13 protein-coding genes and 1 pseudogene are annotated in these 16,578 nt (G+C 69.0%); 3 read left to right on the top strand and 11 right to left on the bottom strand.

Going from position 1 to position 16,578, the window contains the following annotated elements; translation table 11 throughout:
- Nucleotides 1-93 precede the first annotated feature (93 nt).
- From glcF to H0X91_RS06610, 4 genes are all read right to left on the bottom strand, one after another.
- Entirely contained in the window at nucleotides 94-1,320 is a 1,227-nt protein-coding gene (glcF, locus tag H0X91_RS06625; protein ID WP_059721649.1) for a glycolate oxidase subunit GlcF, read from the bottom strand.
- A gap of 7 nt (nucleotides 1,321-1,327) precedes the next feature.
- Nucleotides 1,328-2,416 carry a glycolate oxidase subunit GlcE gene (glcE, locus tag H0X91_RS06620; protein ID WP_006488938.1) on the bottom strand — a complete coding sequence of 363 codons (1,089 nt, stop codon included), beginning with the start codon at nucleotides 2,414-2,416 and terminating at the stop codon, nucleotides 1,328-1,330.
- Between the two features lie 183 nt (nucleotides 2,417-2,599).
- Nucleotides 2,600-4,093 carry an FAD-linked oxidase C-terminal domain-containing protein gene (locus tag H0X91_RS06615; RefSeq protein WP_006492994.1) on the bottom strand — a complete coding sequence of 498 codons (1,494 nt, stop codon included), beginning with the start codon at nucleotides 4,091-4,093 and terminating at the stop codon, nucleotides 2,600-2,602.
- A 37-nt stretch (nucleotides 4,094-4,130) separates the two neighbouring features.
- Nucleotides 4,131-5,540: an FAD-binding oxidoreductase gene (locus H0X91_RS06610; protein ID WP_006489300.1), complete on the bottom strand. Its 1,410-nt coding sequence runs from the start codon at nucleotides 5,538-5,540 to the stop codon at nucleotides 4,131-4,133.
- A gap of 136 nt (nucleotides 5,541-5,676) precedes the next feature.
- Between H0X91_RS06610 and H0X91_RS06605 the strand changes: the two genes are divergently transcribed.
- Nucleotides 5,677-6,228, top strand: coding sequence for a cob(I)yrinic acid a,c-diamide adenosyltransferase (locus H0X91_RS06605; protein ID WP_006497500.1), 552 nt, complete (start codon nucleotides 5,677-5,679; stop codon nucleotides 6,226-6,228).
- A gap of 94 nt (nucleotides 6,229-6,322) precedes the next feature.
- Nucleotides 6,323-7,531 carry an NO-inducible flavohemoprotein gene (gene hmpA / locus H0X91_RS06600; protein WP_034201000.1) on the top strand — a complete coding sequence of 403 codons (1,209 nt, stop codon included), beginning with the start codon at nucleotides 6,323-6,325 and terminating at the stop codon, nucleotides 7,529-7,531.
- A gap of 72 nt (nucleotides 7,532-7,603) precedes the next feature.
- Here the strand turns inward: hmpA and H0X91_RS06595 are convergent, their stop codons facing one another.
- The 3 genes from H0X91_RS06595 to aroG form a co-directional block, all read right to left on the bottom strand.
- Nucleotides 7,604-7,993 carry a type II toxin-antitoxin system VapC family toxin gene (locus H0X91_RS06595; RefSeq protein WP_048986237.1) on the bottom strand — a complete coding sequence of 130 codons (390 nt, stop codon included), beginning with the start codon at nucleotides 7,991-7,993 and terminating at the stop codon, nucleotides 7,604-7,606.
- A complete protein-coding gene (locus H0X91_RS06590; RefSeq protein ID WP_006489304.1) occupies nucleotides 7,990-8,259 on the bottom strand; it encodes a type II toxin-antitoxin system Phd/YefM family antitoxin in 270 nt (89 codons plus the stop codon). Before H0X91_RS06590 ends, H0X91_RS06595 begins: the two co-directional genes overlap by 4 nt.
- Nucleotides 8,260-8,368: 109 nt before the next feature.
- The gene (aroG, locus tag H0X91_RS06585) at nucleotides 8,369-9,442 is read right to left on the bottom strand and encodes a 3-deoxy-7-phosphoheptulonate synthase AroG (protein WP_006489288.1); all 1,074 of its coding nucleotides are present in this window, start codon (nucleotides 9,440-9,442) and stop codon (nucleotides 8,369-8,371) included.
- Between aroG and H0X91_RS06580 the strand changes: the two genes are divergently transcribed.
- A complete protein-coding gene (locus H0X91_RS06580; RefSeq protein ID WP_006497499.1) occupies nucleotides 9,441-9,662 on the top strand; it encodes a hypothetical protein in 222 nt (73 codons plus the stop codon). The genes aroG and H0X91_RS06580 overlap by 2 nt on opposite strands.
- Here H0X91_RS06580 and H0X91_RS35425 read toward each other — a convergent pair.
- From H0X91_RS35425 to H0X91_RS06565, 4 genes and pseudogenes are all read right to left on the bottom strand, one after another.
- Nucleotides 9,634-9,835: pseudogene (locus tag H0X91_RS35425) on the bottom strand (hypothetical protein). The gene H0X91_RS06580 and the pseudogene H0X91_RS35425 sit on opposite strands and share 29 nt — an antisense overlap.
- Before the next feature lie 4 nt (nucleotides 9,836-9,839).
- A complete protein-coding gene (gene tldD, locus H0X91_RS06575; RefSeq protein ID WP_006489294.1) occupies nucleotides 9,840-11,306 on the bottom strand; it encodes a metalloprotease TldD in 1,467 nt (488 codons plus the stop codon).
- Nucleotides 11,307-11,391: 85 nt separating this feature from the next.
- The gene (locus tag H0X91_RS06570) at nucleotides 11,392-12,219 is read right to left on the bottom strand and encodes a carbon-nitrogen hydrolase family protein (protein ID WP_196432917.1); all 828 of its coding nucleotides are present in this window, start codon (nucleotides 12,217-12,219) and stop codon (nucleotides 11,392-11,394) included.
- 62 nt (nucleotides 12,220-12,281) lie between these two features.
- Nucleotides 12,282-16,481 carry a YhdP family protein gene (locus H0X91_RS06565; protein WP_059721646.1) on the bottom strand — a complete coding sequence of 1,400 codons (4,200 nt, stop codon included), beginning with the start codon at nucleotides 16,479-16,481 and terminating at the stop codon, nucleotides 12,282-12,284.
- Nucleotides 16,482-16,578: the final 97 nt, after the last annotated feature.

Here is a 16,578-nt window from a genome sequence, read left to right as displayed (position 1 = left end):
AGCGGGCATGAAGCCGATGCGTCGCGATCCGCGGCGCATCGATCCGCTCATTATACGGACGCCGCGCGCGCCCGTTATGGGCGCGAACAGCCCCTAGCCGTACAGCAGATGCTCGACGAGCTGGACCCAGTGGGCGACCGGCACCTGCGTGCCGCTTTGCAGGTGCGCGATGCAGCCGACGTTGCCGGACACGATCATCTGCGGCTCGAGCGCCTGGAGCTTCAGCAGCTTCTGCTTGCGCAACCGGTACGACAGCGACGGCTGCGTCAGCGAGTAGGTGCCGGCCGAGCCGCAGCACAGGTGGCTGTCGGCCGGCAGCCGCACGTCGATGCCGAGCGTCTCCAGCAGGCGCTCGACCTTGCCGCGCGATTGTTGACCGTGCTGCAGCGTGCACGGCGGGTGGTAGGCGACCGTATGGATCGCGCGGCGCCGCGCGATCGTCGCGAGTTCGGCCTCGAACGCGAGCAGCACGTCGGAGATGTCGCGCGTCAGCGACACGATGCGCTGCGCCTTCTCCGCGTAGGCCGGATCGTCGCGCAGCAGGTGCGCGTACTCGAGCACCGTCGCGCCGCAGCCCGACGCGTTCATCACGATCGCCTCGGCGCCCTGTTCGACGTGGGGCCACCACGCGTCGATGTTGCGACGTGCGTCGTCGAGCGCTTCGTCGTGATAGTTCAGGTGCAGGCGGATCGCGCCGCAGCAGCCCGCGTCCGGCGCGACGACCGTCTCGATGCCGAGCGCGTCCAGCACGCGCGCGGTCGCGATGTTGATGTTCGGCAGCATGGACGGCTGCACGCAGCCGCCGAGCATCAGCATCTTGCGCGGATGCGTGCGGTGCGGCCATTCGAGCAGCCGCGTGCGCGGCGGCACCTTGTCGCGCAGCCGCTTCGGCAGCAGCGGCCGCACGTGCTGGCCGAGCCGCATCATCGGCGAGAACAGCGCGGCGTTCGGCACGACGCTCGCGAGCATGCGGCGCATCAGCCGCTGCTGCGCGGGGCGCTCCACCTGCGCTTCGACGTGCTTGCGGCCGATCTCGACGAGCCGGCCGTACTGGACGCCGGACGGGCAGGTCGTCTCGCAACTGCGGCACGTGAGGCAGCGGTCGAGATGCTGTTGCGTGCTGCGCGTGACGGGTGCGCCTTCGACCATCTGCTTGATCAGGTAGATGCGGCCGCGCGGGCCGTCGAGTTCGTCGCCGAGCAGTTGATAGGTCGGGCAGGTCGCGGTGCAGAACCCGCAGTGCACGCACTTGCGCAGGATCGCGTCGGCCTCGTCGCCGTCGGGCGTATTGCGGATGAAATCGGCGAGATTCGTTTGCATCCAGCCCTCAGAGCTCAGGGTAAAGCCGGCCGCGATTGAAGATGCGCGCGGGATCGAACGCGCTTTTCAGCCCGCGGTGGATCTTCATCATTGGCGCCGGCAGCGGCGTGAACACGCCCGCGCTGCGGTCGTAGGTGTCGCCCGCGCGGAACAGCGTCGCATGGCCGCCGGCCTGCTTCGCGCTCATGCGCACGGTTTGCGCGTCGGCGTCGGTGATCCACCAGCGCTGCGCGCCGCCCCATTCCATCAACTGGGTGCCCGGCAGGTGCATCGGTTCGGTGATCGACGGCAGCGACAGGCGCCACAGCGCGTAGCCGGGCGGGATGCCGTTGAAGAACGGGTCGGTGTGCTCGCGCAGGCCGGACCAGAAGCGCTCGGCCTCGACCGCGTCGACGACTTCGCCGCCGAGCAGCGTTTTCGCGGATTTGACGGCGGCTTCCGCGCCCGACAGGCGCAGCACGAGCGTGCCGTTGCGCCACGCGCTCGCGCTGACCGGCAGCGGATGGCCGCCCCATTCGTTGAGCTTGCGCACCGCGTCGGTCGCGGTCATCTCGAACTTCAGCGTGACTTCGGCGACGGGCATCGGCAGCACCTTGATCGACAGGTCGAGCATCAGCCCGAGCGTACCGAGCGCGCCGGCCATCAGCCGCGACACGTCGTAGCCGGCGACGTTCTTCACCACCTGCCCGCCGAAGCGCAGCATCTCGCCGCGGCCGTTCATCAGCGTAGTGCCGAGCACGAAATCGCGCGGAGCGCCGCAGGTGGCGCGGCGCGGGCCCGCGAGACCGGCTGCGACGCAGCCGCCGACGGTGGCCGCGCGCCCGAAATGCGGCGGTTCGAACGGCAGCATCTGGCCGCACTCGGCGAGGACGGTTTCAAGCTGCGCGAGCGGCGTGCCCGCGCGGACCGTGACGACGAGTTCGGCCGGGTCGTACGACACGACGCCCTGAAACGCGCGCGTGTCGAGTATTTCGCCCTCGAGCGCCTGGCCGTACCAGTCCTTGGTGCCGCCGCCGCGAATCCGCAGCGGCCGGCCGTCGGCACTGGCGGCGCGGATGCGCTCGGCCCATCCGGCGACGATGTCGTCCTCTTCCATGTTCCGTTGCTTTCTCGTCTCGTTGTCCGGTCGATTGTACCGGGGTGGCGCGATTCCACATCGCGACTATCCCTAAGCCCCGTATCGCGTGCGGCAGGCTCGCGCCGGCGCGCGAACGCGCCGCGCGGGCGCGGCAGACCCGCGGACCGCGGCCACCGGTGCGGGCCACGGCCCGCACGCCGCTCAGAAGCGCGGCAGGTCGGGGCGTGGCAGCAGCCCGCCGCGCACGTGCTGGCGACCGTATTCCGCGCAGCGCGCACGGGTCGGGATGCCCTTGTCCGGGTTCAGCAGCCCGGCCGGATCGAACGCGCGCTTGACCGCGAAGAACGCGTCGCGCTCCTGCGGCGAGAACTGCACGCACATCGAATTGAGTTTTTCGATGCCGACACCGTGCTCGCCCGTCACGCTGCCGCCGAATTCCACGCAGCATTCGAGGATTTCCGCGCCGAACTGCTCGGCGCGGTGCAGCTCGTCCGGATCGTTCGCGTTGTACAGGATCAGCGGATGCATGTTGCCGTCGCCCGCATGGAACACGTTGATGCAGCGCAGCCCGTAGCGCGTTTCGAGCTGCTCGATGCGCGCGAGCAGCGGGCCGATCGCGCGGCGCGGCACGGTGCCGTCCATGCAGTAGTAATCGGCGGAAATGCGCCCGGCGGCCGGGAACGCGTTCTTGCGGCCGGACCAGAAGCGCAGCCGTTCATGTTCGTTGCGCGACACCTGGATGCGCGTCGCGCCGTGTTCGCGCAGCACGGCCGTCATCCGCACGATTTCCTCGGCGACTTCTTCCGGCGTGCCGTCCGATTCGCACAGCAGGATCGCCTTCGCGTCGAGGTCGTAGCCCGCGTGCGTGAACGCCTCGACGGCCTGCGTGGCCGGCTTGTCCATCATCTCGAGCCCGGCCGGGATGATGCCCGACGCGATGATCGCTGCCACCGCCTCGCCGCCCTTGACGACGTCGTCGAAGCTCGCCATCACGAGCTGCGCGGTCTGCGGCTTGGGGATCAGCCGCACCGTGACCTCGGTGACGATCGCGAACATCCCTTCGCTGCCGATCATCACCGCGAGCAGGTCGAGGCCCGGCATGTCGAGCGCGAGCGAGCCGAATTCGACGACCTCGCCGTCGATCGTCACCGCGCGCACGCGCATCACGTTGTGCACGGTCAGCCCGTATTTCAGGCAGTGGACGCCGCCGGAGTTTTCCGCGACGTTGCCGCCGATCGTGCACGCGATCTGCGACGACGGATCGGGCGCGTAATACAGGCCGTACGGCGCGGCCGCTTCCGAGATCGCGAGGTTGCGCACGCCGGGCTGCACGGTCGCCGTGCGCGCGTACGGGTCGACTTCGACGATGCGCGTGAAGCGCGCGAGCGACAGCACGACGCCGAGCGCGATCGGCAGCGCGCCGCCCGACAGGCTCGTGCCGGCGCCGCGCGGCACGATCGGCACTTCCATGCGGCGGCAGATCTGCACGATCCGCTGCACTTGCGATTCCGTCTCGGGCAGCGCGACCGCGAGCGGCAGCCGGCGGTACGCGGACAGGCCGTCGCATTCGTACGGCGCCGTGTCCTCGTCGCGGTACAGCAGGCAGTGCGTCGGCAGCACGGCCATCAGCGCCTGCACGACTTCGCGCTGGCGCTGCGCGCGTGCGGCGCTCGACAGTTCGACGGGAGCGTTCATGAAGTCTCCTGCGTGAGGCGCGAGCTCGCGCCGCCGGTCAGCACGTGAAAATCTTGCCTGGATTCATCAGGTTGCGTGGATCGAGCGCGAGCTTGATCGCGCGCATCGTGTCGATCGCGTTGTCGCCGTGCTCCTTCGGCAGGAAGCGCATCTTGTGCAGCCCGACGCCGTGCTCGCCCGTGCAGGTGCCGCCCAGGCGCAGCGCGCGCTCGACGATCCGGTCGTTGATGTGTTCGGCTTCGGCGAGTTCCTCGGGCTTGTCGGGATCGATCAGGATCGCGACGTGGAAATTGCCGTCGCCGACGTGGCCGACGATCGGGCAGGGCAGCGACGACGCGCGCAGGTCGATCTCGGTCTCCTCGACGCACGCGGCGAGCTGCGAGATCGGCACGCACACGTCGGTCGTCACCGCGCGGCAGCCGGGCTTCAACTGCAGCATCGCGAAGTACGCGTTGTGGCGTGCGGACCAGAGCCGCGTGCGATCCTCGGGACGGGTCGCCCATTCGAAGCCCTGGCCGGCGTTCTGGCCGGCGAGCGCCTGCACGAGTTCGGCCTGTTCCTTCACGCCGGCATCGGTGCCGTGGAACTCGAAGAACAGCGTCGGCGCCTCGGTCAGCGTCAGGTTCGAGTGACGGTTGATCGAGCGCACCGCGAGCGCATCGACGAATTCGACGCGCGCGATCGGCACGCCGATCTGGATCGTCTCGATCACCGTGCGCACCGCGTCGCCCATCGTCGGGAACGTGCAGATCGCGGCCGACACGGCCTCGGGCAGCGGGTGCAGGCGCAGCGTGATCTCGGTGATCACGCCGAGCGTGCCTTCGGACCCGACGAACAGGCGCGTGAGGTCGTAGCCGGCCGACGACTTGCGCGCGCGCGAGCCGGTTTTCACCACGCGGCCGTCCGCGAGCACCGCGGTCAGGCCGAGCACGTTCTCGCGCATCGTGCCGTAGCGTACGGCGTTGGTGCCCGATGCGCGGGTCGCGGTCATCCCGCCGATGCTGGCGTCGGCGCCCGGATCGATCGGGAAGAACAGGCCGGTGTCGCGCAGCGCTTCGTTGAGCGCCTTGCGCGTGATGCCCGGCTCGACCGTCACGGTCAGGTCTTCGGCGTTGATCGACAGCACGCGGTTCATTTCGGACAGGTCGAGCGACACGCCGCCGCGCACCGCGAGCAGGTGGCCTTCGAGCGACGAGCCGGCGCCGTACGGAATCAGCGGCACGCTGTAGAGCGAGCACAGCGACACGACCTCGCGCACGTCGTCGGTGCTGTGCGCGAACACGACGGCGTCGGGCAGTTGCGGATCGAACGGGGATTCGTCGCGGCCGTGATGGGCGCGGACCGCGTCGGCGGTCGACACGCGCTCGCCGAAGGCGGCGCGCAGTGCATCGAGCATGGCGGGGGGCAGCGGGCGGCGCGTGGCGGCCGGCGGGGCAGGGTGATTCACGAATGTCTCCTGACTGCTTGTCGAACTGTCGGCCCATTCTACGCTGTAACGTCCGCTGCGCCTGCCGCCGCGGGCTGCGATAATCGCGTTCCAGCCAACCGGGCCGCGTGGCGGCCGCGCACGAGAGGACATTCGCATGGGCAACCGCTTGAGCAAGATCGCGACGCGCACGGGCGACGACGGCACCACCGGCCTCGGCGACGGGCGGCGCATCGGCAAGGACGACGCGCGGATCGCCGCGATCGGCGACGTCGACGAACTGAACTCGAATCTCGGCGTGCTGCTGGCCGAGACGCTGCCGGACGACGTCCGCACGGCGCTCGTCACGATCCAGCACGACCTGTTCGATCTCGGCGGCGAGCTGTGCATTCCCGGCCACGCGGTGCTCGACGACACGCATCTCGCCCGGCTCGACCAATGGCTCGCCGACTACAACGCGACGCTGCCGCCGCTGAAGGAATTCATCCTGCCGGCCGGCTCGCGCGCGGCGTCGCTCGCGCACGTCTGCCGCACCGTGTGCCGCCGTGCGGAGCGCTCGATCGTCGCGCTCGGGCGTAGCGACACGCTCAATGACGCACCGCGGCGGTACGTGAACCGGCTGTCCGACCTGCTGTTCGTGCTGGCGCGCGTGCTGAACCGCGCGGGCGGCGGCGCCGACGTGCTGTGGGAGCGCGGGCGCGTCCGCTAGCCCGCCGTCGCGTTTTTGCGCACTGCGACAATTTGCCCGGGGGACGTCCGTTTTTAAACATGTATTGTTTGTGCATGTTTAACGGAGAACGAACATGACCCACATCACCGCTGACCAGATGGCCCGTGTGAAGGCCACCGCCCCCGTCCTCGCCGAGCACGGCGCGACGATCACGAAGCACTTCTACCAGCGCATGTTCGCGCGTCATCCGGAACTGAAGAACCTGTTCAACCAGACGCACCAGAAGACCGGCAGCCAGCCCGAGACGCTCGCGAAGGCCGTCTACGCGTATGCGGCGAACATCGACAACCTCGGCGCGCTGGGCGGCGCGGTGTCGCGCATCTCGCACAAGCACGCGAGCCTGAACATCCGCCCCGAGCATTACCCGATCGTCGGCGAGAACCTGCTCGCATCGATCGTCGAGGTGCTCGGCGACGCGGTCGATGCCGACACGCTCGAAGCCTGGCGCGTCGCATACGGCCAGCTCGCGCAGATCATGATCGGCGCCGAGGCCGATCTGTACGCGAACGCCGCGTGGAGCGGCTTCCGTCCGTTCAAGGTCGCGCGCAAGGTGCGTGAAAGCGACGAGATCACGTCGTTCTACCTGACGCCCGCCGACGGCGGCGAAGCGCCGACGTTCGAGCCGGGCCAGTACGTCACGGTGAAGCGCTTCGTCGGCGAGCTCGGCGTCGACCAGCCGCGCCAGTACAGCCTGTCCGATGCGCCGCACGGCCAGTGGCTGCGCATCTCGGTGAAGCGCGAGGCCGGCAAGCCGGAAGCGATTCCGGCCGGCAAGGTGTCGACGCTGATGCACGATGGCGTTGAAGAGGGCGCGATCGTCGAAGTCACCGCGCCGATGGGCGACTTTTCGCTGAAGCGCGACGTGGATACGCCGGTCGTGCTGATCTCGGGCGGCGTCGGCATCACGCCGATGATGTCGATGGTGTCGGCGCTGATCGCGGCGGGCAGCCCGCGCGACGTGCGGTTCATCCACGCCTGCCGTTCGGGCGCGGTGCACGCGTTCCGCGACTGGCTGAACGACACCGTCGGCGAGCACGCGAACGTGAAGCGCACGGTGTTGTACGAACTGGTCGGCCCGAACGATCGCGTCGGCATCGACCACGACCTCGAAGGGCGCCTCACGCCGGAGCGCGTGCAGCAGTACGCGCTGGTGGCGGACGCCGATTACTACATCTGCGGGCCGGTCGCGTTCATGAAGGCCCAGCGCGACGCGCTCGTCGCGCTGGGCGTCGCGCCGGAGCGCGTGAACACCGAGATCTTCGGTTCGGGCGCGCTCGAGTGATGCGCGTACCGATGGTCTCCGGTCAATAAAAAAGCCCGGCGCGAGCCGGGCTTCTTCGTTGCGGATGGCGCGTCAGGCGCGCAGCATCAAGGTGGGGTGATAGCGCCACACCTTGGCATCGGCGCTGATCAGCGGTATCCCTTCATGGAGTGCCTGCGCGACCATCATGCGGTCGAATGGATCGGCATGATCCGGAAAGTCGGGCAGTACGGCGACGCCTTCGACGTGATCGCTGCTGATCGGCAACTCCGCAAAACCCGCAAGCCGAAAGGCCGAACGTGCATCTCTCGGATGGACGGGCAGATTGCCTGTGCGGTACTTGATCGCGATTTCCCAAATTGATGCGGCGCTGACGTACAGCGTGTTTTCGGGATGTTCGATCAACGCGGCCGCGGTTGCCGACAGTTGCGGTGCGCCTTCAGCCGCCCAGAGCGCGATGTGCGTGTCGAGCAGCAGCTTCACGGCGCGAGCCCGTGATCCGAGCTGGCATCGAAGTCGGCGGCGATCGATTCATCGCCGGCATTGAATGCGTCGACGCTTGTCGGGATATTCAATCCGGCCAGCAGCTGACGGGCTGCGCCGATCCGCTTCGGCGCGGCGTAAGGAACGATCCGGGCGACCGGATGCCCATTGCGGGCGATCACGACTTCGGACTCCCGCCCCAATTCAAGCGCTTCGACGAGGCTCGAAAGCCGCGACTTGGCATCGTGCATGTTGACGGTCGGCATGGTCGGCCTCTGATTAGCTAGGTAGTGTTAGCTAGTCTGGCAGGGCGACGCGCCGACCGCAGGCTGGCCGGGTGGCCAATCTGCCGCCAGGCGAGGCCGTACGCGTCCTTCAGTTGCCGCTGCCGCGCGCGACGCGGCGCGCCTTCACCGATTCCGCGAGGCCTTCGAGCACCTTCACGCTGTCGTCCCACGCGATGCACGCGTCGGTGATGCTCTGGCCGTAGGTCAGCGCGCAGCCTTCCTTCAGGTCCTGACGGCCCTCGACCAGGTGCGACTCGATCATCACGCCGACGATGCGTTCGTCGCCGGCCGCGACCTGGCGGCCGATGTCGGCGCACACGGGAATCTGGTTCTCGTGCTTCTTCGAGCTGTTCGCATGGCTCGCGTCGATCATCAGACGCGCGGCGAGGCCGGCCTTGCCGATGTCCGCGCACGCGGCATTCACGCTGTCCGCGTCGTAGTTCGGCGCCTTGCCGCCGCGCAGGATCACGTGGCAGTCCTCGTTGCCGGCCGTCGACACGATCGCCGAATGGCCGCCCTTCGTCACCGACAGGAAATGGTGCGGCTGCGACGCGGCCTTGATCGCGTCGACCGCGATCTTCACGTTGCCGTCGGTGCCGTTCTTGAAGCCGACCGGGCACGACAGCCCCGACGCGAGTTCGCGGTGCACCTGCGACTCGGTCGTGCGCGCGCCGATCGCGCCCCACGAGATCAAGTCGGCGATGTACTGCGGGCTGATCATGTCGAGGTATTCGGTCGCGGCCGGCAGCCCCATTTCGTTGATCTGCAGCAGCAGCTCGCGCGCGGTGCGCAGCCCTTCGTTGATCTTGAAGCTATTGTCGAGGTGCGGATCGTTGATGAGCCCCTTCCAGCCGACCGTCGTGCGCGGCTTCTCGAAGTACACGCGCATCACGATTTCGAGTTCGCCCTTGAAGCGCTCGCGTTCCTTCACGAGCCGGCCCGCGTATTCGATCGCCGCCTTCGTGTCATGGATCGAGCACGGCCCGATCACGACGATCAGCCGGTCGTCCATCCCGTGCAGGATGCGGTGCATCGACTGGCGCGAGTGGTAGATCAGCTCGGACGCGGCTTCGGAGCACGCGAATTCGCGGATCAGGTGGGCGGGCGGCGTCAGTTCCTTGAGTTCGCGGATGCGGACGTCGTCGGTGTTGTGCGGGGGCATGCTGTTTCTCCTCATTTTCCGGGCGCCGTTCGGTCAGTGGGCGTGCGGCAGATTCATCGATTCGGGCGATTCAGTGGTGTCGGTCGGGGCTGCTGAACGGCTGCGGCGGCGACCGGCTGGCGAAGGGCGAAAAAAAACCGCCGGGTTCGCCGGCGGTTTTTTCGGGAATTTCGGTTGCGCTTTACGCGCCATCAACCCTCTCGATCCGCCAGCGGTCTGAGATACCAAAAAAAGTAAAAGTAAAACTTGGCGGACATGACGGAAATTCGGCTCGTCAAAAAAGTTGATTCGGAATTTATACCCCGTCCCCGGCCGGCTGGCAACCGGGAACCGTCGAAAATGCGGACAATCCGCGCGTTTTCGTCAAACTGCGCGGATTGTCTGCGCCGCGATGCGGTTATGCCGTACCGCCGACCGTCATCTTGTCGATCCGCAGGGTCGGCTGGCCGACGCCGACCGGCACGCTCTGGCCTTCCTTGCCACATACGCCGACGCCCGTGTCGAGCGACATGTCGTTGCCGATCATGCTCACGTACTTCAGCGATTCCGGGCCGCTGCCGATCAGCGTCGCGCCCTTCACCGGGTAGGTGATCTTGCCGTTCTCGATCATGTACGCCTCGGACGCCGAGAACACGAACTTGCCGTTCGTGATGTCGACCTGGCCGCCGCCGAAGTTCACCGCGTACAGGCCGTTCTTCACCGACGCGATGATTTCCTGCGGATCCTTGTCGCCGTTCAGCATGTAGGTGTTCGTCATGCGCGGCATCGGCAGCGCCGCGTACGACTCGCGCCGCGCGTTGCCCGTGACCGGCATCTTCATCAGGCGCGCGTTCAGCGTGTCCTGGATGTAGCCCTTCAGGATGCCGTCCTCGATCAGCGTCGTGCACTGCGTCGGGTTACCCTCGTCGTCGATGTTCAGCGAGCCGCGGCGGTTCGGCAGCGTGCCGTCGTCGACCACCGTCACGCCCTTCGCGGCGACCTGCTCGCCGATCCGGCCCGCGAACGCGGACGAGCCCTTGCGGTTGAAGTCGCCTTCGAGGCCGTGGCCGATCGCCTCGTGCAGCAGCACGCCCGGCCAGCCCGGCCCGAGCACGACCGTCATCGCGCCGGCCGGCGCGGGACGTGCATCGAGGTTGACGAGCGCCGCGTGCACGGCGTCGTCGACGTAGCGCGACAGCACGTCGTCGGTGAAGTAGCCGTAGTCGAAGCGGCCGCCGCCGCCGCCCGAGCCGATCTCGCGACGGCCGTTCTGCTCGGCGATCACCGTCACCGACACGCGCACGAGCGGCCGGATGTCGGCCGCGAGCGCGCCGTCGCTGCGCGCGACCAGCACGACGTCGTATTCGCCGGCGAGGCCCGCCATCACCTGCGTGATGCGCGGATCGCGCCCGCGCGCCATCTGCTCGATGCGTTCGAGCAGCTTGACCTTGGCCGTCGCGTCGAGCGACGCGAGCGGGTCGGACGGCAGGTACAGGTCGCGGCCCGAGATGCCCGTCAGCGACGTGGCTGCCTTGATCTTCTGGCGGCCGCCGCCGGCCGCCGCGATCGCCTTGGTGGCGGCGGCGGCTTGCGCGATCGCTTCGGGCGACAGGTCGTCCGAGTACGCGAACGCGGTGCGGTCGCCCGCGACCGCGCGCACGCCGACGCCCTGGTCGATGCTGAAGCTGCCCGATTTGACGATGCCTTCCTCGAGGCTCCACGCTTCGCTGCGGGTTGCCTGGAAGTACAGGTCCGCGTAGTCGACGCGATGCGTGAAGATGTCGGCGATCGTGCGCGTGAGCAGGCTTTCGTCGAGGCCGTACGGCGTGAGCAGGATGTCCTTCGCCAGCGCGAGGTTGCGGATGCCGGGTTCGATGATGTTCATGCGGATATCGGGGTTTCTCAAAAAGTTGTCGGGTGCTGCCGGGCAGATGGGTGGGCCGCGCGGCGTTTCAAGCGGTGCGGCGGATTCAGGTCAGCACGCGGTGCCGCCACGCAGGCAGGCTCTGGCGTACGTCGGCGATGCGTTGCGGATCGATCGCGCCGAGCACGACGCTGGCGCCCTCGTCGCGCACCGCGACGATCTCGCCCCACGGGTCGATCAGCATGCTGTGGCCCCACGTGCGCCGGCCGTTCTCGTGCTTGCCGCCCTGCGCGGCCGCGAGCACGTAGCACTGGTTCTCGACGGCCCGCGCGCGCAGCAGCGTTTCCCAGTGTGCGCGGCCCGTCGTATACGTAAACGCCGACGGCACGACCATCAGCGCGCAGTCGCCCATGCGGCGATACAGCTCCGGAAAGCGGAGATCGTAACAGACCGACAGGCCGACCTGCCCGAACGGCGCGTCGAACGCGACGACCGTGTCGCCCGCGCGGATCGTGCGCGCCTCGTCGAACGATTCGTCGCCTTTCTCGAAGTTGAACAGGTGGATCTTGTCGTAGCGCGCGGCTTCGTTGCCGGACGGATCGAACACGAGCGTCGTGTTCAGCACGCGATCGGGTTCGGGCGCCTTCAGCGGCAGCGTGCCGCCGATCACCCAGATGCCGTGGCGGCGCGCGGCGTCGGCGAGGAACTGCTGGATCGGGCCGTCCCGGTACGGTTCGGCGAGCGCGAGCTTGTCGGTGTCACGGTGGCCCATGAAGCAGAAATACTCGGGCAGCAGCACGAGCTGCGCGCCTTCGCCGGCGGCTTCCGCGATCAGGCGGCGCGCTTCGGCGAGATTGCGTGTGACGTCCGGCGTGCTCACCATCTGCAGCGCGGCGACCTGGAAGGGCGTGGCGGAATGGGCGTGGTCGGTCATCGCGGAATCGGTTGCGTCATAAATGGGGTGCGGCCCGGCGCCCTGCGTGGTGCGATGCGCGCTCAATGGCTCGCCGCATCGGCCGGACCGTGATTCATCTTACCCTGATCGCTCCGCACCCGCTCGATGTGCGGGTGCGCCCACGAGCCGGTGATCGCGTAGTCGAGCGCGAACGCGCGCGACAGCGTCTCGGACAGCGCGTAGTTCGCGGCCAGTACGCCGACGCCGAGCAGTGGGTTGATGATGGCCGCGCCGATCGCGGCCGCGCCCGCGCTGATTTTCGGCGCGACGTGCGCATGCAGGTCCTGTGTCTCGGTGCCGAGATCGACCGCGCCGCGCACGGTGACGTTCGCGGGCCCCGTCATCATCGAGAAATCGTCGGTGCGCGCGATCCCGTTCGAGATTCGGCCGGTGCCGGTGATCTTGTCGAACGGCAGCCCCTTGCCGACCACGTCGCGGAAGTTCAGCGTCAGGAAGCGCGCGAGGCTCTGCAGGCTCAGCACGCCGAGGAGTTTCGCCGCGCCCGGATCGACCTTCAGGATCTGCCCGTGTTCGAGGTCGAGCGCGACCTGCCCGCCGAGCGACGGGAAGTCGAGCGCGGTCGGGCCGCCGCGCCAGCCGACCTTGCCCGTGACCGAGCCGTGACCGTCCGCGAGCGTGCGCGGCAGGCCGACGCGGTCGAGCAGCGCGCCCGCGTTGTCGATGTCGAGCTTGAAGTCGAACACGGTCCGGCGCGGCGCGTCGTTTTCGTCGACGCCGCGGGCCAGTGCGCGGCGCGAGGTGCGCCAGTTGCCGGTCGCCGTGAGCTTCGCGGCCGGGTTCGACAGTTCCAGCTTGTCGAGCTGCCACACCGGCGTGCCGTCTTCGTCAATGTTGCGCGCGTTGACGACGAGCCGGCCGATGTCGTGATCGCGCGCGACGACCTGGTCGACGATCAGGTCGATCGACGGCATCGGCCGGTCGGTCGGCGTCGGCAGGTTCATCGCGCGGCCGACGAGGTCGTGCTGCGAGCTCTGCGGCACGACCAGCTTCGCGAGCCGCGCGTTCAGCACGCCCGCGCCGTTGTGACCGCCGCCCGGCGCCCACGACAGGTAGCCCGACACCTGGTTCGACGCGATGTTGGCCTGCCACAGGTCGTCGACGTGCGACGCGCCGACGATCACGTTCTCCCAGTTGCGCTTGAGCAGCTTCAGCGTGCCGAAGTGGAACGCGAAGCGCTTCGGCGCGAAGCTCGCGAAATCGACGCGCGGCGCGGCTTGCGGTTCCGGCGCCCGCGGCGTGTCGGGCTGCAGCGTGTGGGCGAGGGCGAGCCACGCGTCGGCGTCCAGCTCGGTGACGTCGACGGCCGCGCTCACGCCGTCCTGCGGCATGTCGGGCATCCGGTGGATGCCCATCGCGCCGCGCACCGCGCGCAGCGGCTGGCCGCGCGTCGCGTCGAGCAGGTAGGTCGCGGACACGGGGCCGAGCGTCAGGTCGGCATGTTCGAGGCGTTTGCCGTCCGCCTGCGGCGCCGGCTGCAGCGTGAAGCGGAACGGCATCGGCGTGCCGGCCGGTTTCGCGAACGGCGCCGGGAAGTTCAGCGCGACGCCGGTCAGGTCGGATTGCGCGCTGACGTCGGGCAGGCGGCCCGGCGCGCCGCGCACCGCGACCTTGTACGGCGCGTCGCCGACCACGTGTTCGAGCAGCGCGGCGGCCGCGCCGTGCAGGTTCAGGCCGCGCGCGGCGTCGAGCGCGAGCCGGCCGTCGACGTCCACCGCGTACGGGCCGTGTGACTGGAAGGTGCCGTTCGCGCGCACCGGGCCGCCGAGGAAGCGCCCCGACAGCGCGTGCAGCGACGCGCCCGCCTCGGTGAAACGGACGCTGCCGCGCAGCGCCGACAGCGGCGGCACGCCGCTCGTGGACAGCGTGTTGCCGCCGAACCCGAGCGCGCCTTCGATGTGCGTGTGCGGATGGGCGACGTGCTGCGGAATCGTGATCTTGAGCGCGAGCGACGCGGGGCCCTGCGCGTCGATCCGCTGGCCGATGTGGTTGCTCATCGTGCCGAGCGAGCTGTTGTCCGCGTAGTCGATCAGGTCGGCGAGCGGGCCCTGCGCATGGCCGTCGATGATCAGCGGCGAGTGCGACGGATTGCCGAGGTCGTCTATGCGGCCCGCGACCTTCGTCAGCGCGACGCGCTTGTAGTGTGCACGGTCGATGTCGAAACGCAGCTTGTTCTGCGCGAGCTCGAACACGCCGTCGATTCCGTCGAGCGCCGGCCAGACGCTCGGCGTGCCGTTCGCAAGCTTGCGCGGCGGGTACGGCGTCGGCTCGAAGCGGCCGCCGGTGAACGGCGCGACGATGTGGAACACGCCGGCGTCCGGCTCGTGTTCGAACGGGAATTTCTCGAGCGGGCCGCGCGCGACGATCGATGCGCCCTTGGTCACCTTGCCGTCCTGCAGCGCGTGGCCGAGATAGTCGCGCAGGTGCTCGGACATCCCGGTCGGCAGGTAGCGCGGAATGCGCGCGACCGACGCGCGCGCGAAATCGGCGCGCAGGTCGAGCGAGCCGCGGCCGTGGCCGGGGTTCGTGTACGACCCCGACACCGCGATTTCGGCATCCGGGTTCGACACGAGCAGGTCGGGCAGCGACACGTCGACGCGCGCGTGCTTGTCGCCGGGCGCGGGCGTGATCGTCCATTTGGCATTGCCGCGCAGCCGGTCGAACGTCAGGCGCGGCTCGTCGAATTCGCCGGGCACGGTGACGGCCGCGTTGACCGTGTCGATATGCGCGGCGCCGCCGGTCTCGTTCGCATCGACGCGGCCCCACAGGTTCTCGACGCCCGGCCAGCCGGCGCGCGGGTGGCCGCGCGGAGAGAGCCCGGGCGGCGGCTCCTGCGCGGCGAAGCTGATGCCTTGCAGATCGCCGAGGAAGCGGTAGCGGACGATCGGTGCGGCGCCCATGCGCCGCTCCTCGTCGGCGAGATCGGGGTGCGCGGGTTTCGCGCGCTCGACCTCGATGTGATAGTTCGACACCATCCCGCGCGGGTCGATCTTGATCAGCTCGTTGCGCAGGCGCGCCGGCAGCGGCAGCCCGCGGATGAATTCGCTGAGGATGCCGAGATCGACGCGGTCGCCGACCACGCTGAGCAGTTGCCCCTGGTTCGCGGTCGGCACGCGGTAGCGCGCCGTCAGCGTCGACAGCGCGAGCGAGCGCGCGAGCGGCGTGCCGTCCGGCAGCGGCGGCTGGCCGAGTTCCGCATTGAAGCGCGTCAGGTGCAGCGTGTAGTCGTGGCCCGCGTCGAGCACCATGTCCCAGCCGAAGCCGACCGTCGGCACGTCGAGCCGCGGTTGCGTCGGGCGCACGCGCAGCGCGACGTCGGCGCCTTGCAGGTCGCCGCCCGCCGAGCGCAAGTGGCCGTCGCCGAAGGTCGCCCAGATCGCGTTGTCGATCCGCCCCGCGTGGATCGTGAGCGGCACGTCGAGATAGCGCGTGAGCGTCTGCAGGTCGACGGGGCCGGTCGACAGGTACGCGTCGCCGGTCCAGTTCGCCGGCTTGCCGATCGGCGCGAGCGGCTTGTGTCTGAAGCGTGCGCGGAAATCGAGCGGGCCGAGCAGCAGCGTGCCGTTGGCGGGCGCCTGCAGCGCCGCCTTGTGCACGCGGCCGTCGTTGAGCACCGCGAGCCGGATGCCCGACAGCACGAGCTCCGGTGCGTCGTGCTGCGCGTCGCGCCAGCGCAGCGTGCCGCCGCGCAGCACGATCGCCTCCTGCTTCAGCAGCCAGGTGCCGAACGTGTCGTTGCCGCCGTGGGTGGTGGCCACGCCGACGCCCGCGACGCTCAGCGAGCCGTCGGCCGCCCGCGCGACGACCAGGTCGGGCTGGTCGACGATCAGGCTCGACAGGGCGGGCGACAGCCGCAGCAGCGACATCCACGACAGCGCGGCGGTCGCATGCGGCACCGACAGCGCGACCTTGCCGTCACGGCCGCGGATCGTCAGGTTCGTGAGTTCGACGCCCGGCTGCATGCCGGACCAGTTCGGGGAAAGCTTGCCGATCGAAAGCTGCGCGTGGAGCTTGTCGGACACCGCGCGCTCGATGCGCGGGCGGAATTCGTCGATGCGGGGCAGCAGCACGTAGCGCAGCCCGAGGAAGGCGCCGGACGCGACGAAGTAGGTGCCGATCCCGACTGCCAGCGTCACCCTGAACACGCGACGCAGGACCGGATGATCGTGCTTCGGAGGTCCCGCTTCGGGCGCAGCTACGGCGGATTCCTGACGGTCGGACATGCGGCGGACGGGCGGCGATATGGTAGTTTTGCAGACTGACGTTGAAATGTATCACACGGGTTCGTGCCGGCGGCCGTTGGGGCAGCACGGCACGGGC

The sequence above is a fragment of the Burkholderia sp. 9777_1386 genome (assembly GCF_015712265.1).
GTDB lineage: Bacteria > Pseudomonadota > Gammaproteobacteria > Burkholderiales > Burkholderiaceae > Burkholderia > Burkholderia cenocepacia.
Note: the sequence above shows the minus strand (reverse complement) of the source record. Positions and strands in the feature narration are given on the sequence as shown.